The organism is Pseudomonas sp. NPDC090592 (assembly GCF_044769185.1).
Classification (GTDB): domain Bacteria; phylum Pseudomonadota; class Gammaproteobacteria; order Pseudomonadales; family Pseudomonadaceae; genus Aquipseudomonas.
Map to the genome: position 1 here is coordinate 130,556 of NZ_JBIVXJ010000014.1, position 24,571 is coordinate 155,126.

The window sequence follows — 24,571 nt, forward strand, 5'->3', positions numbered from 1 at the left end:
TGGCGGATGGCACGGGCTTTGCCCGTGTTCGCGGCTAAAGCCGCACAGGTGCGGCGTAGTTCTTCAGCATGGCGTGGTGGGAGCAACTGTCTTGCTCAATTTCTAAAAGCTGGCGCGACCCCTGTGGGAGCGGGCTTGCCCGCGAACACGGGCGAAGCCCGTGCCATCCACCGCGTTGTCTGCTTCGCGGCGGTTCGACGCCTCGACGCGCCCGCTCCCACAGATGCCTACCACATTCAGCCTTAAAGCTTCAGCGCATCATGCCTAGTTCGGCATCATCAAGCAGTGCCTTGCCCAAGGCGCACAGGTAATGCGCGGCCCAGATCAGCTTCGGTTTGTCTTCCATTAGCCCATCAATCGTCAGGTCCCGCGCATAACCCATCAGCTCAGAAGCCTGCTCGCGGGCGCTCTGGCAAGGAATGCCTGCTTCGATGCGGAACAGTGGGTGAGTCTGGTCTTCGCCTTGAAAGAAGATGGTTTTACCGACTGTGCATTTCGTGTCTTCGGTGGTCATTGATCAATCTCCCTGGTCTTGTGCTTGCCTGGGCTGGCCCTATCGCCGGCAAGCCGGGCTCCCACAGGTTTTCGCTCGGTATGCGAGTCAATGCATCGGTTGCGGGTTCGCTGGCTGCTGGATTAGCGCCAGCGCTGATTCGAGTAATCGCCGCAGGGTTTCAAGTTCGTGCATCGACGCCATGATCAACAACGAAGCGGGAGATCTCGGCTGCATCAGCATCGCCTGCTGGGCTACGGCTTCTGCGCAGAGTGCGTAGTCCGAGGCCAGCGTGATCGTGTCTTCCAGGGAGGTGAGGTGAGGTGGGTCAGGAACAATTTTTAGCATTTTGCTGTGTTCTCGATAGGGGCCACCGCCAACCCGCTGTCAAACGGAAAGGTGGCAGCTGTGCATGGGTTGACAGACCGGCGAACACAGAAACCGGCGCACGCGAGCGTGCCCCATGCACAACCGCCATGAACGGTTGTGCGCGCTGTGTATCGTTGCGGCCTGTCAAAGCCGGTCGTTGATGTGCAACGACCCACCGAGACTAAAACCCTGAAAAAATGACCGCAACGGAAAACAGGCGCTGGGAGTATCTTTGGGAAACGCCCTACAAGGAAGGGGTGAAATCTGACTTTTTGACCTATAGATCGCAAATTTCAGACACAAAAAAAGACGCCCGTGGGCGTCTTCTTTCCAGGATTTGGTGGAGCCGGGGGGATTTGAACCCCCGTCCGCCAGTACTCCGCTGTCGGTACTACATGCTTAGCCGTGTCTACTGATTTAATCCGCAGCCGCCCGACGGGCAGGGTGCTTTGGATGAGTTGTGTAAGTTTTAGTCACTTCGCCCACAACGTGCTACGCGACGATCCTGTTCTGTATGACAATCAGTTCGGGTTTACAGGCATCCCCTAGTGATTGCTGGAGCCGAAGCTACCAGAAGCAACGGGTCAAGAGGGCCGCTTACGCAGCCAGCTTGTACTCCGCGCCGTAGTTTTCGTCATTGGCAACTATAAAAGTTGCAACAGTGGATTTACGAGTTCTGTTACCAACTCGGCATGCACCTAGAGTTTCGCTACCGGCGTCGAATCCTAATCGGCCCCACACTAGCGTTACGCTAACGCGCCTTACGGCACGTGGGGTGGAGTATACGGCATTGTGCGGGCGACGTCGACAGCCGGTCCTGTCGCCCGCTTTCAGGCTCACGCGCCGCCGCTGCCGGTACCACTGCCTTTCTCGGTTTTGTCCAGGCGCTCCAGCACTTTGCTGGTGATGGCGATGCATTCCTTGGTGTCGCCCGAGGCCTGGGCGGCCTTGGCTTTGTCGACGCGCTCGGTGATGGCTTTGTCCAGGCCTTCGGAGGTGGCGCCGGCGGTGGCCATGCTGTCGTCGATCTTTTGCAGGTTGATGGTGCAGAGGTCTTCGGCGGCGAACACCGGCGAAGCCAGCAGGGTGGCGGCCGCGAACAGGGCCGAAAGCGCGGTACCTTTCATGGGAGTCTCCTCTGGGGCCTCGGGAAGGTGGGCCTGTAGGGTGGACTGTGGGGGATTGGCGGGGGTTCAATCTTTGCGGCGGTAGGTAAATTCTGAACCTGAAACTAAATGCTTCGGGTGGGAGGGGATTAGGAATTATCCTACTGCCGCCACAGCCGTTTCTCTGTTGTCGATGATGAGTGCAGGGGGTAATTTCCTTGGGTCGCCTAGGTTTGGCGATCGGGGGTGAGAGCCTGGCAGTTCATCGTGCCTTTGTTATGGCAGCCGTATGTGGGCAGGCCTCGGCCTGGCCGGAATTCCGATGATCGCCGGTCTCTCACCCCACGTACGGCTGCCGCCTCCTTCTGTGAGAGGAAGAAGGTGATAGCTCCGCTTTTCGACATCGGAGAATCACCATGAAGAAAATTGTTCCTGATCCACCCGCCAAAACCACCTCCCGCCCGTTCTACACCATCGACAGCACAGTGCCTTCGCACGAAGCGTTGTTGCATGCCATACAGCTGATGCGTGGCATTGAAGACACCCTGGATGAATACATCTGTGGCAATGCCGGTGAGCCGGGGATAGGCATGCTGGTGAATTCGGTGCACAACGTGCAGATGAGCAGGGCATTGGCTGAGTTGGTGCTCGATCGCGAGCCTTGAGTTGCTTGGGAACTCCAGCGGGGGATGGCACCGGCGTTGCCGGTGTTCGCGGCTGAAGCCGCTCCCACAGGTACAGTGTCAACTTGAAGCCTGCGCAGTCTCTGGGGGAGCGGGCGTGCCCGCCAAGCAGGCGGCGTGGTGGATGGCACCGGCTTTGCCGGTGTTCGCGGGCTTGCCCGCTCCCACAGGTATCGCGTGAGCTAAGCGCTGTGCGGTCTCTGTGGGAGCGGGCGCGCCCGCGAAGCAGGCGGCGCGGTGAATGGCACCGGCTTAGCCGGTGTTCGCGGCTGAAGCCGCTCCCACAAGTACGGTGTTGACTCGAAGCCAGCGCAGTCCCTGTGGATGCCGGCGCATTCCTGCGGTCAGATACTACGCGGCCGGGTAACGCGGTCTACCAGATACACCAGCCCGTGGTAATCGATACCGCTGTGGCTGCTCAAGCCGATCTCGCAGGTGCGGCTGGTGCTGATGCCTTCGCTGCAATACTGCACCGCGTCCTTCAGGCTGCGCAGCGAGTGGGCATTGAGCTCGGGGGTGGTGAAGCCTTTGTCGCCGGCAAAGCCGCAGCAATGTATGCCTTCGGGGATCACCACCTGCTTGCTGCAACGCCGCGCCAGGTCGATCAGTGCCTGGCTTTCGCCAAGATGCTGGGTGCTACAGGTCACGTGCACGGCCACCGGCTCGTCCTGGGGGGTGAACTCCAGGCGGTCGAGCAGGTGGGTGCGGATGAAGCGCACCGGGTCGTACAGGTCCAGCCGGGTGTCACCCAGGTCTTGCACCAGTCGCAGGGTGCAGGGGCTGGTGTCGCAATAGATCGGGTCAAGGCCGCCGCGGCTGGCGTGCAGCAGGGCGTTGATCAGTTCCTGGCGTTTGTGTTCGGCCTGTTCGGGGTAGCCCTTGGAGGCGAATGGTTGGCCGCAGCACAGGCTGTCGGAGTTTTCGGGGAACACCACCTGGTAGCCGGCCTTCTCCAGCAGGCCGCGGGTTTTGTCCAGCAGCGAGCTTTGCTCACGGTCGGCATAGGCCGGGCCCATTACCCGCGATACGCAGGCGGCCAGGTACACCACGCGGGGGCGGGCGTCGTTACTGGCCGGGCCGAAGCTGATCGGGCGCAGGGGTTGTGGCATGGCCGGTGTCCACTGGGGCAGGCGGCCTTTGCTTGCTCTGTTCAGTGTGGCGGTCAGGCGGCTCAGGCGCGGGGCGCCGAGCAGTTTGCGCGCAGTATTGGCGGCCGTGAGGGTAAGGCGTGCGCCACCCAATGCGGTGTGGAAGTGTTCGGCCAGCCAGTCGGCGGTCTTGTCATGGTCGGCGGCCTGGCTGCGCAGTTTCTTCACCAGTTCACCGGTGTTGATGCCGACCGGGCAGCGCTGTGCGCATAGGCCGGTGGCGGCGCAGGTGTCGATGCCTTGGTACTGGTAGGTGTGCATCAGCTCGCGGGTGTCGATGCCGGCGCGTTGCTTGGCCTGGATGTCACGCCACATGACAATACGCTGGCGCGGGCTGAGGGTCAGTCCCTTGGACGGGCACACCGGTTCGCAGAAGCCGCACTCAATGCACTTGTCGACGATTTCATCGGCGGCGGGCAGTGGCTTGAGGTTCTTCAGGTGAATGTCCGGGTCTTCACTCAGCACCACGTCGGGGTTGAGGATGCCATTGGGGTCGAGCAGGCGCTTGAGCTGCCACATCAGCTGGTAGGCGTCATGGCCCCATTCCAGCTCCACGAACGGGGCCATGTTGCGGCCGGTGCCGTGTTCGGCCTTGAGCGAGCCACCGAACTCCACGGCCACCAGCTGCGCCACGTCGTCCATGAACGCCTGGTAACGGGCGACTTCCTCGGCGCTGTTGAAGCCCTGGGTGAAGACGAAGTGCAGGTTGCCTTCCAGTGCGTGGCCGAAAATGATCGCTTCGTCGTAGCGGTGCTTGTCGAACAGCTGGATCAGGCGGTTGACGCCCTCGGCCAGTTGCTCGACGGGGAAGGTCACGTCTTCGATGATGACCGTGGTGCCGGTCTGGCGCACGGCGCCGACGGCGGGGAAGGTGTCCTTGCGGATTTTCCACAGCTGGTTGTACACGGCCGGGTCTTCGCTGAAGTCCACTTGCTGTTCCAGGGGAAAGTCAGCGATCGAGGCCATCACTTGTTGCAGTTGCTCGTGCAGCAGGCTCTGGCTGGCAGCGCGGGACTCGATCAGCAGGGCGCAGGCATTGTCCGACAGGCCTTTTACCCACAGCGGCATGCCGGGCATGTTCTGTACCGAACGCAGGCTGCGGCGGTCGAGCAGCTCCACGGCCGAAACCGGCTGTTGCTTGAGCACGGTCACTGCACGGCAGCAGCTTTCGACGCTGGGGAACACCAGCAGTGCGCTGGCCTTGTGTGGGTGGTCGGGCACGGTGTGGTAAGTGACGGCGCTGATGAAGCCCAGCGTACCTTCGGAGCCGACCAGCAGGTGCTGCAGGATGTCCAGCGGCTGGTCGTAATCCACCAGTGCGTTCAGCGACAAGCCGGTGGTGTTCTTCAGCCGGTACTTGTGCCGGATGCGCTCGGCCAGTGCAGTGTTGGCGCGGGTTTCGCGACCCAGGCGGGCGAGTGATTCCAGCAGCTCGGCGTGGCTGCTTGCAAAGGCGGCGACGCTGGCCGGGTCTTCGCTGTCGAGGCGGGTGCCGTCGGCCAGCACCAGGCGCAGGCCGGCCAGGGTGTGGTAGGTATTTTGCGCGGTGCCGCAGCACATGCCGCTGGCGTTGTTGGCAACGATGCCGCCAATCTTGCAGGCGTTGATCGAGGCCGGGTCCGGGCCGATCTTGCGCCCGAACGGGGCCAGCCAGGCGTTGGCCTGGGCGCCGATCACGCCAGGTTGCAGGCGGATCTGCTCGCCTTGGCCACGGATCTCGCGGCCGTTCCAGTTATCACCGAGCACAATCAGCACCGAGTCGCTGATGGCCTGGCCGGACAGGCTGGTACCCGCCGCGCGGAAGGTGACCGGCACCCGCTCGCGCTGGGCCAGTTTGATCAAGCCGACCACTTCGTCCTCGGATTCGACGCGCACTACCAGTTTGGGGATCAGCCGGTAGAAGCTGGCGTCGGTGCCGAAGGCCAGGGTGGAAGTGGGGTCGTCGAAGCGTCGTTCGGCGGGTATCAGGCGCTCGGCATCACGCAGGAACGCGGCGGGCAGGCTCATGCAGTCTCCTCGCGGGGCCGTGGCGTCTGTGCGCCACGTGCCCCGGGTCAATCAGGCGGTGTTTCTGGCAGGCGATCAGGCGCCCAGTTCGCGTACCAGCGAGTCGCGGGTGATCTCGCTGATCGACTTGGCACCGGTCAGTACCATGGCCACGCGCATTTCCTTCTCGAACAGTTCGAGCAGGTTTTTTACCCCGGCTTCGCCGTGAACGGCCAAGGCCCACAGGAAGGCGCGACCGATCAGCACGGTGTCGGCGCCCAGGGCGATCATGCGCACCACGTCGAGGCCGCTGCGGATGCCCGAGTCGGCAAGGATCTTGATATCACCTTTGACCGCATCGGCGATCGCCGGCAGGGCGCGGGCGCTGGACAGCACGCCATCGAGCTGGCGGCCGCCGTGGTTTGACACCACGATACCGTCGGCACCGAACTTGACCGCATCGCGGGCGTCATCAGCGTCGAGAATGCCCTTGATGATCATCGGGCCGTCCCAGAATTCGCGGATCCATTCCAGGTCCTTCCACGAGATGGACGGGTCGAAGTTGTTGCCCAGCCAGCCGATGTAGTCGGCCAGGCCGGTGGGGTTGCCGCGATACTTGGAGATGTTGCCCAGGTCGTGCGGGCGGCCCATCACACCTACATCCCATGCCCACTCAGGGTGGGTCATGGCTTGCAGCACGCGGCGCAGCGGGCCGTTGCGGCCGCTCATGCCCGAGTGGGCATCGCGGTAGCGGGCGCCGGGTACGGGCATGTCGACGGTGAATACCAACGTCTTGACCCCGGCAGCCTTGGCCCGCTCCAGGGCGTTGCGCATGAAGCCACGGTCCTTGAGCACATACAGCTGGAACCACATCGGCCGGTCGATGGCCGGGGCCACTTCTTCGATCGGGCACACCGACACCGTAGACATGGTGAACGGGATGCCATGGGCTGCCGCCGCACGCGCCGCCTGCACTTCGCCACGGCGGGCATACATGCCGGTGAGGCCGACCGGGGCCAGTGCCACCGGCATGCTCAGGGTTTCGTCGAACAGGCGGGTAGAGAGGCTGAGCTCGGACATGTTGTTCAGCACGCGCTGGCGCAGGGCAATGCCGGCCAGGTCCGACACGTTGTGGCGCAGGGTGTGCTCGGCGTAGGCGCCGCCATCGGCGTAGTGGAACAGGAAGGGAGGCAGCTTGCGTTGGGCCGCGGCGCGATAGTCGGTAGAGGCAGAAATGATCATGGATTCTCGCAGCGTTGCTTGTGGGGAGTGCCGGGCGCGATGGCGCCCGGCCCCTTTCACTTTAGTGATGAACCAGCATGCCGGTCAGCCAGTAAGCCTGGATCAGGGTGATCAGGCCAACGATGGTGGCGAAGAACAGGCTGTGTTTGACGGTGAAGCGGAACAGGTCGGATTCCTTGCCGACCAGGCCGGTGGCGGCGCAGGCGACGGCAATCGACTGCGGCGAGATCATCTTGCCGGTCACGCCACCGCTGGTGTTGGCGGCTACCAGCAGGGTGTCGTTGACCCCGATCTGGTGAGCGGTGGTGGCCTGCAGCGAGCTGAACAGGGCGTTGGACGAAGTGTCCGACCCCGTCAGGAACACGCCCAGCCAGCCAAGGAACGGCGAGAAGAACGGGAACGCGGCGCCAGTGCCGGCCAGTACCAGGGCCATGGTCGAAGACATGCCTGAGTAGTTGGTGACGAAGGCAAAGGCCAGCACCATGCCGATGGACAGGATCGGCCAGCGCAGCTCCCAGAAGGTCTCTTTTAAAGTGGTCAGACCAGTTTTGAAGTTGATCTTCAGCACGGCCATGGAGATCAGCGCCGAGAGGAAGATTGCGGTGCCGGTGGCAGAGATCGGGTCGAGCTTGAACACCGCTGGCATGGCGGTGGGTGCGGCAACGATCGGTGCGGTCTTGATCACCAGCTGGTCGAGGTGCGGGATGGCGAAGTTGAACACGAAGTTGTACATCGCGCCGCCCGGAGCGAAGGCTGCCTTGAACGGCTTCAGGGTCCAGATGGTGACCAGCACGGTCAGGATCAGGAACGGCGACCAGGCTTTGAAGATCTCGCCGAAGCTGTAAGGGGTCGGTTGGCTGCCGCCTGGCTGCACGACAGCCGCGCCAACGCTGCCTTTGGCTTCGCTGAACGAACGCTTTGGCTGCCAGACTTTCAGGAACAGGGTAAGGCAGATCAGGCTGGCCAGCGCCGAGGTGATGTCGGGCAGTTCCGGGCCGATGAAGTTCGAGGTGAAGTACTGGGTAACGGCAAAGCTCAGGCCGGCAACCAGGGCGGCAGGCCAGGTTTCTTTCACGCCGCGCAGGCCATCCATCATGAATACCAGCCAGAACGGCACGAACAGCGACAGCAGCGGCAGCTGGCGGCCGGTCATGGCGCCAATGTGGAAGGCGTCGATGCCTGTCACCTGGCCGGCCACGATGATCGGGATGCCCAGGGCGCCAAAGGCCACCGGTGCGGTGTTGGCGATCAGGCACAGGCCGGCGGCGTACAGCGGGTTGAAGCCCAGGCCCACCAGCAGCGCGGCAGTGATTGCCACCGGTGCACCAAAGCCTGCCGCACCTTCCAGGAAGGCGCCGAAGCAGAAGCCGATCAGCAGCACTTGCAGGCGCTGGTCGTCGGTAATCGACAGCACCGAGCTGCGGATTACTTCGAACTGGCCGCTCTTGACCGTGAGTTTGTACAGGAACACCGCGGCAACGATGATCCAGGCAATTGGCCAGAGGCCATAGAGGAAGCCATAACCAGCGGCGGCAAAGGCCATGTCGACAGGCATCTGGAAGGCGAAGATGGCCACCAGGATCGACAGCGCGAGGGTGATGCTGCCGGCGACGTGGCCTTTGAGGCGGAACACGGCGAGGGCAAGGAAGAAGAACACGATGGGAATGACCGCCGCCAGTGCGGACAGGCCAAGACTACCAAGCGGGCTATAGAGTTGTTGCCAGGTTTGCATATGGGGTGGCCCCTAATTGTTGTTGGTCAGCACTGGCATTGGATAATTGGTAAGACCAATTTACAATGACTGGTCGCTAGGTTAAAAGCGCTGTCATGGGTGTGTCAATTTGTCCTGTGCAAAACTTTGGTCGCGTACCGATGAGCGGGCGTCTGATGCGCTTGGAAATTCACTCGTTGATGGGTGTTTGCGCGCTCTGGATCGGCGAGAATAGGCGCCCCCTGATATTTGCCGGGGGTTTGTGGAGAGCATGTGATGGTTTTTGATCAGGTCCGCCAACGGCGCCTGTCCGACGACATTGTCGACCGGTTGGAAGGGATGATTCTGGAGGGCACGCTGACCTCGGGGCAGCGTCTGCCGGCCGAACGCGCCCTTGCCGAGCAGTTTGGTGTGTCCCGCCCGTCACTGCGTGAGGCGATCCAGAAGCTGGTGGCCAAGGGGCTGCTTGTCAGCCGGCAGGGTGGGGGCAATTTTGTTGCCGAATCCCTGGGCTCCACCTTCAGCGACCCGCTGCTGCAGTTGCTTGAGCACAGTGCCGAGGCGCAGCGAGACCTGCTTGAATTTCGCCATACCCTGGAGGCGTCGTGTGCCTATTACGCGGCCCAGCGCGCCACCGAGCCAGACCGTGCGCGCTTGAAGGCGGCCTTTGACGCGCTGCAGGACTGTTACACCCGGGTTGATGAAGTGACCCGTGCCGAAGAAGGTGCTGCCGATGCGAGCTTTCACCTGGCAATCGCCGAGGCCAGCCATAACGCGGTGTTGCTGCACACCATTCGTGGTTTGTTCGACCTGCTCAAGCGCAACGTGGTGACCAACATTGGTGGCATGTACCAGCAACGGGCCGAAACGCGGGACATGCTGATCAGTCAGCACCGCGAGCTGTACCTGGCGATTGTCGAGGGCAGGGCGGAGGATGCGCGGGAGGTGTCCAGCCGGCACATTCTGTATGTGCAGGAGGTGCTGGAAGAGGCGCATGAAGAGGCGCAGCGGGTGGCGCGGGCGGAGCGGCGTAGCGGGCGTTGAGAGCGGCGTGGGCTTCTTCGCGGGCGCGCCCGCTCCCACAGGGAAGCGCATAACCTGTGGGAGCGGGCGTGCCCGCGAATAGGCCAGAACAGGCTTACAGAAGAATCAGTCTTCCTTGCCCTTGTTCCGCACAGCGCGCTGCAGCTCGCGGTTGGAGTCGCGCTCGCGCATGGTGTCGCGCTTGTCGAATTCCTTCTTGCCCTTGCCCAGTGCAATTTCACACTTGATCAGGTGCTTGCTCCAGTACAGCGCCAGGGCTACGCAGGTGTAGCCCTTTTGCGCCACGGCCGCTTCCAGGCGCTCGAGCTCGCGCTTGTTCAGCAGCAGCTTGCGGGTGCGGATGGGGTCGGCGATGACGTGGGTGCTGGCGGTGGTCAGCGGAGTGATGTGGCTGCCGAACAGCCAGGCTTCCCCGTCCTTGAGCAGCACGTAGCTGTCAGTCAGGTGTGCCTTGCCGGCTCGCAGGCTTTTTACTTCCCAACCGGACAGGACCAGCCCGGCCTCGAACTTGTGTTCGATGAAGTAATCGTGACGCGCCTTTTTATTCTGCGCGATGGTCCCGGTCGGATGTTTTTTTTGCTTAGCCATAGGGGCGGCATTATAGGCAAGTCCGTGCGTCGTCCGCTATGGGATTTCGGTGTGCTTGAGCCACCGGAATGAATACCGGACAATACAAGCCCTGTCATACGCACAGAACCTGTTTTCGGCACGCTGCGAAGCGCCGCCACCCAGCCTTGGAAGTGACGCCTGGATGACTACCCATATTCAACGCTCCGCCCTGCTGCCATACCCCGCCCAGGCGCTCTACGATCTGGTCAACGATGTGGCCAGCTACCCTGAGTTTCTGCCGTGGTGCTCGGCCTCGACGGTGATCGATGCCAGTGACACGCACATGCGCGCCAGGCTCGAAGTGGCCAAGGGTGGCATGAGCCAGCACTTTGTGACGCGTAACGTGCTGGTGCCGGGGCAATCTATCGAGATGAACCTTGAAGAAGGGCCATTCACCCAACTGCATGGTCTGTGGGTGTTCAAGCCACTGGGAGAGAAGGCCTGCAAGATCAGCCTGGACCTGTCTTTCGATTATGCCGGGCCGATTGTGCGCGCCACGCTGGGCCCGCTGTTCAACCAGGCGGCCAACACCCTGGTGGATGCCTTCTGCCAGCGCGCCAAGCAACTGAATGCCTGACGGATAGGCCGCAAACAAAAAGCCCGGACCAGGTCCGGGCTTTTTTGCGGCTGATGTTCCGGCTTAGCGGGTTTCCAGTGGTGCCGGGGTCGGGACCGGGGTGGTCTCGATGGTGTCGATCTCGCGCTGGATGGACTCTTCGGTCGAGCCAGGCTTGGCCGGTTTCTCGACAGGCTGCGGGGCTGGCTGCTCGGTCTGGCCTGGCTCGGCGGCTGGGCTGACCGTGGTATCGCTGCTGCCACCAAGGATTTCCTGGTCTTTGCTCACGCCCGGCATGAAGTCGCCAGACAGGCTTACCAGCTGGTCGCTTTCATTGAAGAAAATGCTCATGCGCTCTTGCTGGCGTTTACCGCCACCAGGCTGCAGGCTGTACAGGTAATCCCAACGGTTGGTGTTGAAAGTATCCTGAATCAGCGGGTTGCCCATGATAAACCTTACTTGCCGTCGGGTCATTCCCGGGCGTAATTGGTCTATCATGTCCTGCGTGACGACATTGCCCTGCTGGATGTCGATTTTGTAAACCCCGGGAAACGAGCAACCGGCGAGTGCGAGCAGTCCCGCGAGGGCGAGGCTGTTTAGCAAGAGCTTGGTGTTTTGCATCGGTGGGCGACTTCCACTATCTTGGCTGGACAACGTAAACCCCGATCATACCCGTATTAAGAGAAGCTGCGAAGCAGCATCGGCGAGAAAGCTGACCATGGTTGAAAATAGCGAATTGCGCAAAGCCGGTCTCAAGGTGACCCTGCCTCGAGTCAAGATCCTTCAGATGCTCGATTCTACCGAGCAGCGTCACATGAGTGCCGAGGATGTCTACAAGGCGCTGATGGAGGCAGGCGAGGACGTAGGCCTGGCCACCGTCTATCGCGTACTGACCCAGTTCGAAGCGGCAGGCCTGGTGGTTCGCCACAACTTCGACGGCGGCCACGCAGTGTTCGAGCTGGCGGATGGCGGTCACCACGACCATATGGTGAACGTGGATACCAGCGAAGTCATCGAGTTCATGGATGCCGCGATCGAGAAGCGTCAGCGTGAAATCGTGGAGGAACACGGTTTCGAGCTGGTGGACCACAATCTGGTCCTGTACGTGCGTAAGAAGAAGTAACGATTTTTCGTTATGGACAGCAAAGGCGACCTTCGGGTCGCCTTTGTGCTTTCTGGGGCTGAGAGGTGTGTTGACTGGGCTGGCCTCTTCGCGGGCATGCCCGCTCCCACAGGTAATGCGCAGCTCTCGGGGCCGGTGATCACCATGTGGGAGCGGGCGAGCCCGCGAATGGGCTTGAAAAAGGAGGGATCAGGCCTTGCCGCTTACCACCATCTTGCGCGCATGCGCCAGGGATTCCTTGGTCAGGTCGATGCCGCCGAGCATTCGCGCCACTTCCTCGACCCGCTCACGCTTGCCCAGGCTGGCCACAGCGGTGTGGGTGGTATCGCTGTTGCGCACCTTGTGCACGAACAGGTGATGGTGACCTTGCGCTGCGACCTGCGGCAGGTGGGTTACGGTCAGTACTTGCCCGCGCTCGCCCAGGCGGCGCAGCAACTGGCCGACAATTTCCGCCGTAGGGCCGCCGATGCCCACATCGACTTCGTCGAACACCAGGGTAGGAATGCGTGATGTCTGCGCGGTGATGACTTGAATCGCCAGGCTGATACGCGACAGTTCACCACCCGAGGCTACCTTTGCCAGCCCTTTGAGTGGTTGGCCAGGGTTGGCGCTGACCAGCAGTTCGATCTGCTCCAGGCCGTGCGGTGACAGGTCTGCGCCCTCGTTTGGCGTCAATTCGATGCAGAAGCGCCCGCCAGGCATGCCCAGGCGCTGGATCTCCTGCTCCACGGCTACTGCCAGCTGCTGGGCAGCCTGCTGGCGCAGCGCGCTGAGTTCGCGGGCCTTCTCTTTATAGTGCTGGGCAAAGGCCGCCAGTTCTTCGCCCAGCTGCTCGATCGATTCGTCGCTGGCATTCAGGCCTTCCAGCTCTTCCATCAGCTGCTGCTGCAGGTGGGGCAGTTCGGTCGGATGCACGCGGTGTTTGCGCGCCAGCGTATAAATAGTGTCCAGGCGCTCTTCCAGCGCTTGCAGGCGCATCGGGTCGGCGTCGAAGTTGTCGAGGAAGCGGTTGAGCTCGCCCATGGCTTCCTCGACCTGGATCTGTGCGCTGGCGATCAGGTTGGCCGCTTCGCCCAGGGCCTTGGGTGAGTTGGTGGCGGCGCCCAGGCGGTTGAGGCTGGCGGTGAGGGCGCTGAGCACGTTGCCCGAGTCGCTTTCGCTGCACTGGTCGATGACCTGGCGGCAGATGCCGAACAGGGCTTCGGCGCTGGTCAGGTTCTTGTGCTCCTGCTCCAGCTGTTCCAGTTCGTGCTCACCCAGGCCGAGGTTGTCCAGCTCTTCCAGCTGATAGCTCAGCAGCTGATGGCGCGCGCGTTGCTCGTCGCCGGAGTTGGACAAGCGCTCCAGTTCCAGGCGGGTCTGGTTCCAGCGCTTGGCGGCAAGCTGCACCTGGCGGGACAGGTCGACGGCGCCGGCATACTCGTCGAGCAGGCGCCGGTGGGTGTCGGTTTTCAGCAGTGACTGGTGCTCATGCTGGCTGTGGATATCGATCAGCAACTCGCCCAGCGCCTTGAGGTCGCCGAGCGGGCAGGGCGTGCCATTGATGTAGCCGCGGCTGCGCCCCTCGGCGGTGATGACCCGGCGCAGGATGCACAGGCCGTCGTTGTCCAGGTCGCGCTCGGCCAGCCAGGCATGGGCTTCGGGGATGTCCACGAGGTCGAAGGTAGCGAGGATGTCCGCTTTGTCGGTGCCGGGGCGTACCACGCCGCTGTCGGCCCGGTCGCCCAGGGCCAGGCCCAGGGCGTCGAGCATGATCGATTTGCCGGCACCGGTCTCGCCGGTGATGACGGACATGCCGCGGGCAATTTCGAGGTCGAGGTGCTCGACGATGGCGTAGTTGTGAATGGACAGGTGCACCAGCATGGGGTGGCTCCCGAAAAGTCAGGTCTGGTTATTTATACAGTACTTTTTTCAGGCCTGCCAATGCCTGTTGGCAGAATCTGTTGCCGCCCGGAAAACCACATTGCCCCTTGAAGCTGGTTTTTCCGGCCCCATATAGCCGACATCCAATGGCGAGCCTGGCTCGCAGTCCACAAAATTGCGCAGGAGAGACCCCATGGCTGACGAACAGCTGAACGAGAAAGACCTTAACGTTGAAGAAGTCGGTGCAGAAGTGACTGCTGACGCCCGTGTTCTGGAACTCGAGGAGCAGCTGGCGGCCGCCAAGGATCAGTCCCTGCGTGTTGCTGCCGAAGCGCAGAACAGCATCCGTCGCGCTGAACAGGAAGTCGACAAGGCCCGCAAGTTCGCCCTGGAGAAGTTTGCTGGCGACCTGCTGCCGGTGATCGACAGCCTGGAGCTGGCCCTGGCGCATTCCAGTGCCGATGACGAACAGGTCAAGACCATCCGCGATGGCGTCGAGCTGACCCTGAAGATGTTCCAGGACACCCTCAAGCGCTACAACCTCGAAGCCATCGATCCGCACGGCCAGCCATTCAACGCCGAGCACCACCAGGCGATGGCCATGCAGGAAAGCGCCGACGTCGAGCCGAACAGCGTGCTCAACGTGTTCCAGAAGGGCTACCTGCTCAACGGTCGCCTGCTGCGCCCCGCCATGGTGGTGGTGAGCAAGGCACCGGCTGCCCCGCAACCTTCTATCGATGAGAAGGCTTGAAATCTGTCGGGTCATCCCCATCTAGGTGTCAAGCGTTCAAGTATTACCGCAGTTGGCCACAAGTAGCCGCTGCCACCAAATTCAAGTTTCGGGAGAGTTAACATGGGCAAAATCATCGGTATCGACCTGGGGACCACCAACTCGTGCGTCTCCATTCTGGAAAACGGTAACGTCAAGGTCATCGAAAACGCCGAAGGCGCGCGTACTACCCCTTCGATCGTGGCCTACGCCAACGATGGCGAAATCCTGGTAGGTCAGTCGGCCAAGCGCCAGGCTGTCACCAACCCGCACAACACCCTGTTCGCAGTGAAGCGCCTGATCGGCCGCCGCTTCGAAGAAGACGTCGTGCAGAAAGACATCAAGCTGGTGCCATACAAGATCGTCAAGGGCGGTAACGGCGACGCTTGGGTACAGGCCAGCGGCAAGGACATGGCGCCACCACAGATCAGCGCCGAAGTCCTGAAAAAGATGAAGAAGACCGCCGAAGACTACCTCGGCGAGCCTGTCACCGAAGCGGTCATCACGGTTCCGGCCTACTTCAACGACAGCCAGCGCCAGGCCACCAAGGATGCCGGTCGCATCGCTGGTCTGGACGTAAAGCGCATCATCAACGAGCCGACTGCCGCTGCACTGGCCTACGGCATGGACAAGGCCAAGGGCGACCACACCGTCATCGTTTATGACCTGGGTGGTGGTACCTTCGACGTTTCGGTCATCGAAATCGCCGAAGTCGACGGTGAGCACCAGTTCGAAGTACTGGCTACCAACGGCGACACCTTCCTGGGTGGCGAAGACTTCGACATGCGCCTGATCGACTACCTCGTCGACGAGTTCAAGAAAGAGTCCGGCATGGACCTGAAGAACGATCCACTGGCCCTGCAGCGTCTGAAAGAAGCTGCTGAAAAGGCCAAGATCGAGCTGTCCTCGGCTCAGTCGACCGACGTCAACCTGCCGTACATCACTGCAGATGCAACCGGTCCTAAGCACCTGAACGTGAAGATCTCCCGCGCCAAGCTGGAGTCGCTGGTCGAAGACCTGGTCAACCGTACCATCGAGCCTTGCCGCATCGCCTTGAAAGACGCCGGCATCGACGCCAGCAAGATCGACGACGTGATCCTGGTCGGTGGCCAGACCCGTATGCCGATGGTGCAGAAGGCCGTTGCCGACTTCTTCGGCAAAGAAGCGCGCAAGGACGTCAACCCGGACGAAGCCGTGGCCATGGGTGCTGCCATCCAGGGCGCCGTACTGGCCGGTGACGTGAAAGACGTTCTGCTGCTGGACGTCAGCCCGCTGACCCTGGGTATCGAAACCATGGGCGGCGTGATGACCGCGCTGATCGAGAAGAACACCACCATCCCGACCAAGAAGTCGCAGGTGTTCTCGACTGCCGACGACAACCAGGGCGCCGTGACCATTCACGTGCTGCAGGGTGAGCGTAAGCAGGCTGCGCAGAACAAGTCGCTGGGCAAGTTCGACCTGGCTGACATTCCGCCAGCACCACGCGGTGTACCGCAGATCGAAGTGACCTTTGACATCGACGCCAACGGCATCCTGCACGTCGGCGCCAAAGACAAGGCCACCGGCAAGGCTCAGTCGATCGTGATCAAGGCCAACTCCGGCCTGTCCGACGAAGAAATCGAGCGTATGGTGCGTGACGCCGAGGCCAACGCCGAGGAAGACCGCAAGTTCGAAGAGCTGGCCGCTGCCCGTAACCAGGGTGACGCGCTGGTGCACTCGACTCGCAAGATGGTCGTTGACGCGGGTGACAAGGTCACTGCTGAAGAGAAGACCGCGATCGAAGCTGCCGTGGTTGCCCTGGAAGCCGCTGTCAAAGGCGACGACAAGGCTGCCATCGATGCCAAGGTCGAAGAGCTGTCCAAGGTTTCGGCTCCAGTTGCTCAGAAGATGTACGCCGAGCAGTCTGCTGAACAGCCTCAGGGCGGCGCGCAGCAAGCCGAGCCGGAAGCCAAGCACGATGACGTGGTTGACGCCGAGTTCGAAGAAGTGAAAGGCGACGACAAGAAGTAATCGTTGCATGTTGTCGGCCAGTTCACCGCCGTTTGGCGGTGAACTGGTAGGATGTCGCCGCGCGGGGGCTTGCTCCCGCGTTGGCGTATCTGGAATTCGAGAATTTTTACAGTATCTGTCAGTGCTCCTGGAGGAGCGACAGGTGCTGATGGCGCGGCGCAGATGCCAGACGCCCAACAAGGTGCAAATGACCTATGTCCAAGCGTGATTACTATGAGGTTCTGGGTGTCGAGCGCGGCGCCAGCGAAGCTGACCTCAAGAAGGCTTATCGCCGTCTGGCGATGAAGTACCACCCGGACCGCAACCCGGGTGACAAAGAGTCGGAAGACAAGTTCAAGGAGGCCAATGAGGCCTACGAAGTGCTGTCTGACGCGAGCAAGCGTGCGGCGTTCGACCAGTACGGTCATGCCGGCGTGGACCCAAGCATGGGTGGTGGTGCCGGCTTCGGTGGTGCCAACTTCTCCGATATCTTCGGCGATGTGTTCAGCGATTTCTTTGGTGGCGGCCGCGGTGGCGGACGTGGCGGTGCCCAGCGTGGCAGCGACCTGCGCTACACCCTGGAGCTGAACCTGGAAGAAGCGGTGCGTGGTACCACGGTCAGCATCCGCGTACCTACCCTGGTCAACTGCCAGCCTTGCGATGGCTCCGGCGCCAAGAAGGGTTCGACCCCGTCGACCTGCCCGACTTGCGGTGGCATCGGTCAGGTGCGTATGCAGCAAGGCTTCTTCTCGGTACAGCAGACCTGCCCGCGCTGCCATGGCCAGGGCAAGATCATTACCGACCCGTGCACCTCGTGCCACGGCGAGGGCCGTGTCGAGGAATACAAGACGCTGTCGGTCAAGGTGCCGGCGGGTGTCGATACTGGCGACCGCATCCGCCTGTCGGGCGAGGGCGAGGCCGGTACCCATGGTGGCCCGACCGGCGACCTGTATGTGGTTATCAGCGTGCGTGAGCACGAGATCTTCCAGCGTGACGGCAAGCACCTGTACTGCGAAGTACCGATCAGCTACACCGATGCGGCCCTGGGCGGCGAGCTGGAAGTGCCGACCCTGGATGGTCGTGTGAAGCTGAAGATTCCGGAAGGCACCCAGACTGGCAAGCAGTTCCGCCTGCGCGGCAAGGGTGTTGCGCCGGTGCGTGGCGGTGGTGCGGGTGACCTGCTGTGCCGTGTGGCGGTGGAAACCCCGGTCAACCTCAGCCGTCGCCAGCGCGAGCTGCTCGAAGAGCTGCGTGACTCGCTGGAAGGTGACAGCTCTCACTCGCCCAAGGCCAGTGGCTGGTTCGATGGCGTGAAGCGCTTCTTCGGCGATCTCTGACAAGGAAAAGGCTATGCGACGTATTGCAGTGATGGGCGCGGCGGGGCGGATGGGCAAGACCCTTATCGAAGCCGTGCAACAAACGCCGGGTGCGGGGTTGACGGCGGCGATCGATCGCCCTGACAGCTCGCTGGTTGGGGCAGATGCCGGTGAGCTGGCGGCGCTTGGCCGGATTGGCGTGTTGTTGTCCGACGACCTGGCCAAGGTCGCCGACGAATTCGACGTGCTGATCGACTTCACTCACCCTTCGGTGACCCTGAAAAACCTCGCATTCTGCCGCAAGCACGGTAAGGCGATGATCATCGGCACCACCGGTTTTACGGTTGAAGAGAAGCAGCTGCTGGCTGAGGCTGGCAAGGACATCCCCATTGTGTTCGCTGCCAACTTCAGCGTGGGTGTGAACCTCAGCCTCAAGCTGCTTGACCTGGCTGCCCGGGTGTTGGGCGATGATGTCGATATCGAGATCATCGAGGCGCATCACCGGCACAAGGTCGATGCCCCATCGGGTACTGCACTGCGCATGGGTGAAGTGGTTGCCAATGCGCTGGGTCGTGATCTTCAGGAAGTGGCCGTGTATGGCCGCGAAGGGCAGACCGGCGCGCGTGATCGCAAGACCATCGGCTTTGCCACCGTACGTGCCGGTGATGTGGTCGGCGACCACACCGTGCTGTTCGCCGCGGAAGGCGAGCGCCTGGAAATCACCCACAAGGCTTCCAGCCGCATGACCTTTGCCAAGGGTGCCGTGCGTGCGGCGCTGTGGCTGGATGGGCGTGAGCCTGGGCTGTATGACATGCAGGATGTGCTCGAGCTGCACTAAGTCTTGAGAGCGGTGTTGGCTTCTTCGCGGGCTTGCCCGCTCCCACAGGTTTGGTGCAAGGCTCAGGCCCTGTGCGATCCCTGTGGGAGCGGGCAAGCCCGCGAAGAAGCCACCCCAGATGTCAGCCTGTCGCATTCATGTGTTTTAGAGACACATATGCGGTAGACCCAAAACGCACTTTTCTGTAAGCTACAGCTTTAGTGTGTCCACTAAAAGCGCGCAGCGAATTGAATTCAGCACATGAAAGCGGGGTGACGTGTCCATACGTCACTCCGCTTTTTTGCAACCTGCGATCGCCCTTTCATGCTTGATTTACGGGAGGTCTTCTTGACAAAGCCAGCCATACTCGCCCTTGCCGACGGCAGTATTTTTCGCGGTGAAGCCATTGGTGCCGACGGTCAGACCGTTGGTGAGGTGGTATTCAACACCGCTATGACCGGCTACCAGGAAATCCTTACAGACCCTTCCTACGCGCAGCAAATCGTTACCCTGACCTACCCGCACATCGGCAACACCGGTACTACCCCGGAAGATGCCGAGTCGAACCGTGTCTGGTCCGCTGGCCTGGTCATCCGTGACCTGCCGCTGCTGGCCAGCAACTGGCGTAACACCCAGTCGCTGCCTGAGTACCTCAAGGCCAACAACGTCGTTGCCATCGCTGGCATCGACACCCGTCGCCTGACCCGTATCCTGCGTGAAAAGGGCGCTCAGAATGGTTGCATCCTGGCGGGTGACAACATCAGCGAAGAAGCCGCCATCGCCGCTGCCCGCGCTTTCCCGGGCCTCAAGGGCATGGACCTGGCCAAGGTCGTTTCCACCACGGAACGCTACGAGTGGCGCTCCAGCGTGTGGGAACTGAAAACCGACAGCCACCCGACCATCGAAGCTGCCGACCTGCCGTACCACGTGGTTGCCTTCGACTACGGCGTCAAGCTGAACATCCTGCGCATGCTGGTGGCCCGTGGTTGCCGCGTGACCGTGGTGCCTGCCCAGACCCCGGCCAGCGAAGTGCTGGCACTCAACCCGGACGGCGTGTTCCTGTCCAACGGCCCTGGTGACCCTGAGCCGTGCGACTACGCCATCCAGGCGATCAAGGAAATCCTCGAAACCGAGATTCCGGTATTCGGCATCTGCCTTGGCCACCAGCTGCTGGCCCTGGCGTCCGGCGCCAAGACCGTGAAAATGGGCCATGGCCACCACGGTGCCAACCACCCGGTGCAGGACCTGGACACTGGCGTGGTCATGATCACCAGCCAGAACCACGGCTTTGCCGTTGACGAAGCCACCCTGCCGGGCAACGTCCGCGCCATCCACAAGTCGCTGTTCGACGGCACCCTGCAAGGTATCGAGCGCACCGACAAGAGCGCGTTCAGCTTCCAGGGCCACCCTGAAGCGAGCCCAGGCCCGACCGACGTCGCGCCACTGTTCGATCGTTTCACCGATGCCATGGCCAAGCGCCGCTGAGCATCCTGCTTCAAGGCCCCGGGCCGGCTTGCGCCGCGCCCGGAAGCGCCTGACCCAGATTGTTCAAAGCGGCTTGCCGACTGACCCCGGATTTGAGTGACAACCATGCCAAAACGTACAGACATCAAAAGCATCCTGATTCTCGGCGCTGGCCCGATCGTGATCGGCCAGGCCTGCGAATTCGACTACTCCGGCGCCCAGGCTTGCAAAGCCCTGCGCGAGGAAGGTTTCCGCGTCATCCTGGTGAACTCCAACCCAGCCACCATCATGACCGACCCGGCCATGGCCGACGCCACCTACATCGAGCCGATCAAGTGGCAGTCGGTGGCCAAGATCATCGAGAAAGAGCGCCCAGACGCCGTCCTGCCGACCATGGGTGGCCAGACTGCCCTGAACTGCGCCCTGGACCTGGAGCGCCATGGCGTTCTGGAAAAGTTCGGCGTAGAGATGATCGGTGCCAACGCCGACACCATCGACAAGGCTGAAGACCGTTCGCGCTTCGACAAGGCCATGAAGGATATCGGCCTGGAGTGCCCGCGCTCCGGTATCGCCCACAGCATGGAAGAGGCCAATGCGGTCCTCGAGAAGCTCGGCTTCCCATGCATCATCCGCCCGTCGTTCACCATGGGCGGCACGGGCGGTGGTATCGCCTACAACCGTGAAGAATTCGAAGAAATCTGCACCCGTGGTCTGGACCTGTCGCCGACCAAGGAACTGCTGATCGACGAATCGCTGATCGGCTGGAAAGAGTACGAGATGGAAGTGGTCCGCGACAAAAAGGACAACTGCATCATCGTCTGCTCGATCGAAAACTTCGACCCGATGGGTGTGCACACCGGTGACTCGATCACCGTTGCCCCGGCACAGACCCTGACCGACAAGGAATACCAGATCATGCGCAACGCCTCGCTGGCGGTGCTGCGTGAAATCGGTGTCGAGACCGGCGGTTCCAACGTGCAGTTCGGTATCTGCCCGAACACCGGTCGCATGGTTGTGATCGAGATGAACCCGCGTGTTTCGCGTTCGTCGGCACTGGCCTCCAAGGCCACCGGCTTCCCGATCGCCAAGATCGCCGCCAAGCTGGCCATCGGCTACACCCTCGACGAGCTGCAGAACGACATCACCGGCGGCCGCACCCCGGCGTCCTTCGAGCCATCGATCGACTACGTTGTCACCAAGCTGCCGCGCTTTGCCTTCGAGAAATTCCCGAAAGCCGACGCCCGCCTGACCACCCAGATGAAATCCGTGGGTGAAGTCATGGCCATCGGCCGTACCTTCCAGGAGTCCCTGCAGAAAGCCCTGCGCGGCCTGGAAGTTGGCGCCTGCGGCCTCGACCCGAAAGTCGACCTGGCCAGCGCCGAAGCTGCCAGCATCCTCAAGCGTGAGCTGACCGTGCCAGGCGCCGAGCGTATCTGGTATGTGGCTGACGCGATGCGTTCGGGCATGACCTGCGAAGAAATCTTCAATCTGACCGGCATCGACATGTGGTTCCTGGTGCAGATGGAAGACCTGATCAAGGAAGAAGAGAAGGTCAAGACCCTGGCCCTGTCGGCGATCGACAAGGACTACATGCTGCGCCTCAAGCGCAAGGGCTTCTCTGACCAGCGTCTGGCCGTGCTGCTGGGTATCACCGACAAGAACCTGCGCCGCCACCGTCACAAGCTGGAAGTGTTCCCGGTGTACAAGCGCGTCGACACCTGCGCCGCCGAGTTCGCCACCGACACCGCCTACCTGTACTCCACCTACGAGGAAGAGTGCGAGGCCAACCCGTCCACCCGCGACAAGATCATGATCTTGGGTGGTGGCCCGAACCGTATCGGCCAAGGTATCGAGTTCGACTACTGCTGCGTACACGCCGCACTGGCGCTGCGTGAAGACGGTTACGAGACCATCATGGTCAACTGCAACCCGGAAACCGTCTCCACCGACTACGACACCTCCGACCGCCTGTACTTCGAGCCGCTGACCCTGGAAGACGTGCTGGAAGTGTGCCGCGTCGAGAAGCCGAAAGGCGTGATCGTCCATTACGGTGGCCAGACCCCGCTGAAACTGGCCCGTGCCCTGGAAGAAGCCGGCGTACCGATCATCGGTACCAGCCCGGACGCCATTGACCGCGCCGAAGACCGTGAGCGCTTCCAGCAGATGGTGCAGCGCCTGAACCTGCTGCAGCCGCCAAACGCCACCGTTCGCAGCGAAGACGAAGCCATCAAGGCTGCTGGTGCAATCGGTTACCCGCTGGTGGTGCGCCCGTCCTACGTGCTGGGTGGCCGTGCCATGGAAATCGTCTACGAACTGGACGAGCTCAAGCGCTACCTGCGTGAAGCGGTCCAGGTTTCCAACGACAGCCCGGTACTGCTCGACCACTTCCTCAACTGCGCCATCGAGATGGACGTGGATGCGGTGTGCGATGGCACCGACGTTGTGATCGGCGCGATCATGCAGCACATCGAGCAGGCCGGCGTTCACTCCGGTGACTCTGCCTGCTCGCTGCCACCTTACTCGCTGAGCAAGCAAGTGCAGGACGAAGTCCGCGTACAGGTCAAGAAAATGGCCCTGGAGCTGGGCGTTGTCGGCCTGATGAACGTGCAGCTGGCCCTGCAGGGTGAAAAGATCTACGTGATCGAGGTCAACCCGCGCGCCTCGCGTACCGTGCCATTCGTTTCCAAGTGCATCGGCACTTCCCTGGCCATGATCGCCGCCCGCGTAATGGCTGGTAAAACCCTGAAAGAACTGGGCTTCACCCAGGAAATCATCCCGAACTTCTATAGCGTCAAGGAAGCTGTCTTCCCGTTCGCCAAGTTCCCAGGGGTTGACCCGATCCTCGGCCCTGAGATGAAATCGACCGGTGAAGTCATGGGTGTCGGTGACACCTTCGGTGAAGCGTTCGCCAAAGCCCAGATGGGTGCCAGCGAAGTGCTGCCGACCGGCGGTACCGCGTTCATCAGCGTGCGTGACGACGACAAGCCGCAAGTGGCTGGCGTTGCCCGCGACCTGATCGCCCTGGGCTTCGAAGTGGTTGCAACTGCTGGCACCGCCAAGGTTATCGAAGCGGCTGGCCTGAAAGTGCGCCGTGTGAACAAAGTGACCGAAGGTCGCCCGCACGTGGTCGACATGATCAAGAACGACGAAGTGTCGCTGATCATCAACACCACCGAAGGTCGCCAGTCGATCGCCGATTCCTACTCGATTCGTCGCAATGCGCTGCAGCACAAGATTTACTGCACCACCACCATTGCGGCCGGTGAAGCCATCTGCGAAGCGCTGAAGTTTGGTCCGGAAAAGACCGTTCGCCGCTTGCAAGATCTGCATGCAGGACTGAAAGCATGAGCATTACCAAGTACCCGATGACCGTACAGGGCGCTCGCGCCCTGGAAGAGGAGCACCTGTTCCTGAGCAAGACCGAGCGCCCGCGCCTGAGCCAGGCAATCGGCGAAGCGCGCGAGCTGGGTGACCTCAAGGAAAACGCCGAATACCATGCCGCCCGCGAGGAGCAGGGCATGGTCGAGGCGCGTATCCGCGATATCGAAGGCCGTCTGCAGAACTCGGTGGTGATCGATGTGACCACCATTGCCCACACCGGCAAGGTCATCTTCGGCACCACCGTAGACCTGGAAAACACCGAAACCGGTGACCAGGTGACCTACCAGATCGTTGGCGAGGACGAAGCCGACATCAAGAAGGGCAAGCTCTCGGCCGGTGCGCCGATTGCCCGTGCCATCATCGGCAAGGAAGAAGGTGATATTGTCGTCGTCAAGACGCCTAGCGGCACGGTCGAGTACGAGATTGTCGAAGTCAAGCACATCTGACCGGCGCCTGCGGGCGCCATCCCTCGAGGGGATCCTCTGGCAACTGGCCCAGGTTTTCTGGGTCGGAGGCCTTTGGGTGTTTCACGTGGGGCTGGTGCCTGCGCTCAAGGTCAGTGGCCTGGCGCCGCTACTGGTGCAGGATATTGCCGGGCAGATCGACCGCTGGTTGATCGGCGTGGCATTGCTTGGCTTGTTGACCCAGCTGGCAGTGCTGGCAAGGGTGGACGGCCTGGCGGCCTGGTGGCGGCAGTTTCGTGGGCAGATGCTGTTGCTCGGCTTCGGTGCCTGCGTGGGGTATTACACCTTGCGCTACGGTATTTCCGTGGGTGAGCGCTGGCAGATGTTCTGCTTCCTGGTACTGGGCTTTTCCGGCATCGTGCTGGTGGCCCAGCCGGTGCCGGTCAGGGCGCGTTCACCGCGCCACTGACCAGGTCGTCTCGCGGCCCTTGTGGGAGC

21 protein-coding genes and 1 other RNA gene are annotated in these 24,571 nt (G+C 61.8%); 12 read left to right on the forward strand and 10 right to left on the reverse strand.

Features of this window, described 5'->3' with window-relative positions:
• Positions 1–250: 250 nt before the first annotated feature.
• The 4 genes from ACIQUI_RS14990 to ACIQUI_RS15005 form a co-directional block, all read right to left on the reverse strand.
• Positions 251–514 carry a DUF3077 domain-containing protein gene (locus ACIQUI_RS14990; RefSeq protein WP_403199838.1) on the reverse strand — a complete coding sequence of 88 codons (264 nt, stop codon included), beginning with the start codon at positions 512–514 and terminating at the stop codon, positions 251–253.
• An 87-nt stretch (positions 515–601) separates the two neighbouring features.
• Positions 602–841, reverse strand: coding sequence for a hypothetical protein (locus ACIQUI_RS14995; RefSeq protein WP_403199841.1), 240 nt, complete (start codon positions 839–841; stop codon positions 602–604).
• Positions 842–1,200: 359 nt separating this feature from the next.
• Positions 1,201–1,599, reverse strand: a transfer-messenger RNA (tmRNA) gene (ssrA, locus tag ACIQUI_RS15000).
• Between the two features lie 99 nt (positions 1,600–1,698).
• Complete coding sequence (locus ACIQUI_RS15005; protein ID WP_403199842.1) at positions 1,699–1,989, reverse strand: hypothetical protein; 291 nt, start codon at positions 1,987–1,989, stop codon at positions 1,699–1,701.
• Between the two features lie 395 nt (positions 1,990–2,384).
• Between ACIQUI_RS15005 and ACIQUI_RS15010 the strand changes: the two genes are divergently transcribed.
• A complete protein-coding gene (locus ACIQUI_RS15010; protein WP_403199843.1) occupies positions 2,385–2,633 on the forward strand; it encodes a hypothetical protein in 249 nt (82 codons plus the stop codon).
• A gap of 362 nt (positions 2,634–2,995) precedes the next feature.
• Here the strand turns inward: ACIQUI_RS15010 and ACIQUI_RS15015 are convergent, their stop codons facing one another.
• The 3 genes from ACIQUI_RS15015 to ACIQUI_RS15025 all read right to left on the reverse strand — a co-directional run bounded on the left by ACIQUI_RS15015 (position 2,996) and on the right by ACIQUI_RS15025 (position 8,759).
• The gene (locus tag ACIQUI_RS15015) at positions 2,996–5,806 is read right to left on the reverse strand and encodes an FAD-binding and (Fe-S)-binding domain-containing protein (RefSeq protein ID WP_403199845.1); all 2,811 of its coding nucleotides are present in this window, start codon (positions 5,804–5,806) and stop codon (positions 2,996–2,998) included.
• A gap of 75 nt (positions 5,807–5,881) precedes the next feature.
• Positions 5,882–7,027, reverse strand: a complete 1,146-nt coding sequence (gene lldD / locus ACIQUI_RS15020; RefSeq protein WP_391135279.1) for an FMN-dependent L-lactate dehydrogenase LldD — start codon at positions 7,025–7,027, stop codon at positions 5,882–5,884.
• A gap of 61 nt (positions 7,028–7,088) precedes the next feature.
• Positions 7,089–8,759 (reverse strand): lactate permease LctP family transporter, encoded by a 1,671-nt coding sequence (locus ACIQUI_RS15025; RefSeq protein ID WP_403199847.1) that lies wholly within the window; start codon positions 8,757–8,759, stop codon positions 7,089–7,091.
• A gap of 255 nt (positions 8,760–9,014) precedes the next feature.
• Here ACIQUI_RS15025 and ACIQUI_RS15030 point away from each other — a divergent pair, with 255 nt between their 5' ends.
• Positions 9,015–9,782, forward strand: coding sequence for an FCD domain-containing protein (locus tag ACIQUI_RS15030; protein WP_403199849.1), 768 nt, complete (start codon positions 9,015–9,017; stop codon positions 9,780–9,782).
• Positions 9,783–9,887: 105 nt separating this feature from the next.
• Here the strand turns inward: ACIQUI_RS15030 and smpB are convergent, their stop codons facing one another.
• The gene (gene smpB / locus ACIQUI_RS15035) at positions 9,888–10,370 is read right to left on the reverse strand and encodes an SsrA-binding protein SmpB (RefSeq protein ID WP_012274261.1); all 483 of its coding nucleotides are present in this window, start codon (positions 10,368–10,370) and stop codon (positions 9,888–9,890) included.
• Between the two features lie 163 nt (positions 10,371–10,533).
• On the opposite strand from smpB, the gene ACIQUI_RS15040 reads away from it, so the two are divergent.
• Positions 10,534–10,968, forward strand: a complete 435-nt coding sequence (locus ACIQUI_RS15040) for a type II toxin-antitoxin system RatA family toxin (protein ID WP_403199852.1) — start codon at positions 10,534–10,536, stop codon at positions 10,966–10,968.
• Between the two features lie 63 nt (positions 10,969–11,031).
• Here ACIQUI_RS15040 and ACIQUI_RS15045 read toward each other — a convergent pair whose 3' ends face one another.
• Positions 11,032–11,568 carry an outer membrane protein assembly factor BamE gene (locus ACIQUI_RS15045; RefSeq protein ID WP_403199854.1) on the reverse strand — a complete coding sequence of 179 codons (537 nt, stop codon included), beginning with the start codon at positions 11,566–11,568 and terminating at the stop codon, positions 11,032–11,034.
• A gap of 97 nt (positions 11,569–11,665) precedes the next feature.
• Between ACIQUI_RS15045 and fur the strand changes: the two genes are divergently transcribed.
• Positions 11,666–12,070 (forward strand): ferric iron uptake transcriptional regulator, encoded by a 405-nt coding sequence (gene fur / locus ACIQUI_RS15050; protein ID WP_051101230.1) that lies wholly within the window; start codon positions 11,666–11,668, stop codon positions 12,068–12,070.
• Between the two features lie 189 nt (positions 12,071–12,259).
• Here fur and recN read toward each other — a convergent pair whose 3' ends face one another.
• Positions 12,260–13,933 (reverse strand): DNA repair protein RecN, encoded by a 1,674-nt coding sequence (recN, locus tag ACIQUI_RS15055; RefSeq protein WP_403199858.1) that lies wholly within the window; start codon positions 13,931–13,933, stop codon positions 12,260–12,262.
• Between the two features lie 193 nt (positions 13,934–14,126).
• On the opposite strand from recN, the gene grpE reads away from it, so the two are divergent.
• From grpE to ACIQUI_RS15095, 8 genes are all read left to right on the forward strand, one after another.
• The gene (gene grpE / locus ACIQUI_RS15060; RefSeq protein WP_403199860.1) at positions 14,127–14,684 is read left to right on the forward strand and encodes a nucleotide exchange factor GrpE; all 558 of its coding nucleotides are present in this window, start codon (positions 14,127–14,129) and stop codon (positions 14,682–14,684) included.
• Positions 14,685–14,786: 102 nt separating this feature from the next.
• Positions 14,787–16,712, forward strand: a complete 1,926-nt coding sequence (gene dnaK / locus ACIQUI_RS15065; RefSeq protein ID WP_403199862.1) for a molecular chaperone DnaK — start codon at positions 14,787–14,789, stop codon at positions 16,710–16,712.
• A 194-nt stretch (positions 16,713–16,906) separates the two neighbouring features.
• Positions 16,907–18,028, forward strand: a complete 1,122-nt coding sequence (dnaJ, locus tag ACIQUI_RS15070; RefSeq protein WP_403199864.1) for a molecular chaperone DnaJ — start codon at positions 16,907–16,909, stop codon at positions 18,026–18,028.
• A 13-nt stretch (positions 18,029–18,041) separates the two neighbouring features.
• Positions 18,042–18,845, forward strand: coding sequence for a 4-hydroxy-tetrahydrodipicolinate reductase (gene dapB, locus ACIQUI_RS15075; RefSeq protein ID WP_016712092.1), 804 nt, complete (start codon positions 18,042–18,044; stop codon positions 18,843–18,845).
• Positions 18,846–19,172: 327 nt separating this feature from the next.
• Positions 19,173–20,309: a glutamine-hydrolyzing carbamoyl-phosphate synthase small subunit gene (carA, locus tag ACIQUI_RS15080; protein WP_391135252.1), complete on the forward strand. Its 1,137-nt coding sequence runs from the start codon at positions 19,173–19,175 to the stop codon at positions 20,307–20,309.
• A gap of 105 nt (positions 20,310–20,414) precedes the next feature.
• Positions 20,415–23,636 carry a carbamoyl-phosphate synthase large subunit gene (gene carB, locus ACIQUI_RS15085; RefSeq protein ID WP_403199869.1) on the forward strand — a complete coding sequence of 1,074 codons (3,222 nt, stop codon included), beginning with the start codon at positions 20,415–20,417 and terminating at the stop codon, positions 23,634–23,636.
• On the forward strand, positions 23,633–24,115 hold the full coding sequence (gene greA, locus ACIQUI_RS15090; RefSeq protein ID WP_189654514.1) for a transcription elongation factor GreA: 483 nt from the start codon (positions 23,633–23,635) through the stop codon (positions 24,113–24,115). The genes carB and greA overlap by 4 nt, the downstream gene beginning before the upstream one ends.
• Positions 24,093–24,542, forward strand: coding sequence for a hypothetical protein (locus ACIQUI_RS15095; RefSeq protein WP_012053750.1), 450 nt, complete (start codon positions 24,093–24,095; stop codon positions 24,540–24,542). Before greA ends, ACIQUI_RS15095 begins: the two co-directional genes overlap by 23 nt.
• Positions 24,543–24,571 lie beyond the last annotated feature (29 nt).

Coding starts and splice junctions, on each gene's coding strand:
- ACIQUI_RS14990 (WP_403199838.1), bottom strand. CDS start 514: ATGACCACCGAAGACACGAAATGCACAGTCGGTAAAACCATCTTCTTT.
- ACIQUI_RS14995 (WP_403199841.1), bottom strand. CDS start 841: ATGCTAAAAATTGTTCCTGACCCACCTCACCTCACCTCCCTGGAAGAC.
- ACIQUI_RS15005 (WP_403199842.1), bottom strand. CDS start 1,989: ATGAAAGGTACCGCGCTTTCGGCCCTGTTCGCGGCCGCCACCCTGCTG.
- ACIQUI_RS15010 (WP_403199843.1), top strand. CDS start 2,385: ATGAAGAAAATTGTTCCTGATCCACCCGCCAAAACCACCTCCCGCCCG.
- ACIQUI_RS15015 (WP_403199845.1), bottom strand. CDS start 5,806: ATGAGCCTGCCCGCCGCGTTCCTGCGTGATGCCGAGCGCCTGATACCC.
- lldD (WP_391135279.1), bottom strand. CDS start 7,027: ATGATCATTTCTGCCTCTACCGACTATCGCGCCGCGGCCCAACGCAAG.
- ACIQUI_RS15025 (WP_403199847.1), bottom strand. CDS start 8,759: ATGCAAACCTGGCAACAACTCTATAGCCCGCTTGGTAGTCTTGGCCTG.
- ACIQUI_RS15030 (WP_403199849.1), top strand. CDS start 9,015: ATGGTTTTTGATCAGGTCCGCCAACGGCGCCTGTCCGACGACATTGTC.
- smpB (WP_012274261.1), bottom strand. CDS start 10,370: ATGGCTAAGCAAAAAAAACATCCGACCGGGACCATCGCGCAGAATAAA.
- ACIQUI_RS15040 (WP_403199852.1), top strand. CDS start 10,534: ATGACTACCCATATTCAACGCTCCGCCCTGCTGCCATACCCCGCCCAG.
- ACIQUI_RS15045 (WP_403199854.1), bottom strand. CDS start 11,568: ATGCAAAACACCAAGCTCTTGCTAAACAGCCTCGCCCTCGCGGGACTG.
- fur (WP_051101230.1), top strand. CDS start 11,666: ATGGTTGAAAATAGCGAATTGCGCAAAGCCGGTCTCAAGGTGACCCTG.
- recN (WP_403199858.1), bottom strand. CDS start 13,933: ATGCTGGTGCACCTGTCCATTCACAACTACGCCATCGTCGAGCACCTC.
- grpE (WP_403199860.1), top strand. CDS start 14,127: ATGGCTGACGAACAGCTGAACGAGAAAGACCTTAACGTTGAAGAAGTC.
- dnaK (WP_403199862.1), top strand. CDS start 14,787: ATGGGCAAAATCATCGGTATCGACCTGGGGACCACCAACTCGTGCGTC.
- dnaJ (WP_403199864.1), top strand. CDS start 16,907: ATGTCCAAGCGTGATTACTATGAGGTTCTGGGTGTCGAGCGCGGCGCC.
- dapB (WP_016712092.1), top strand. CDS start 18,042: ATGCGACGTATTGCAGTGATGGGCGCGGCGGGGCGGATGGGCAAGACC.
- carB (WP_403199869.1), top strand. CDS start 20,415: ATGCCAAAACGTACAGACATCAAAAGCATCCTGATTCTCGGCGCTGGC.
- greA (WP_189654514.1), top strand. CDS start 23,633: ATGAGCATTACCAAGTACCCGATGACCGTACAGGGCGCTCGCGCCCTG.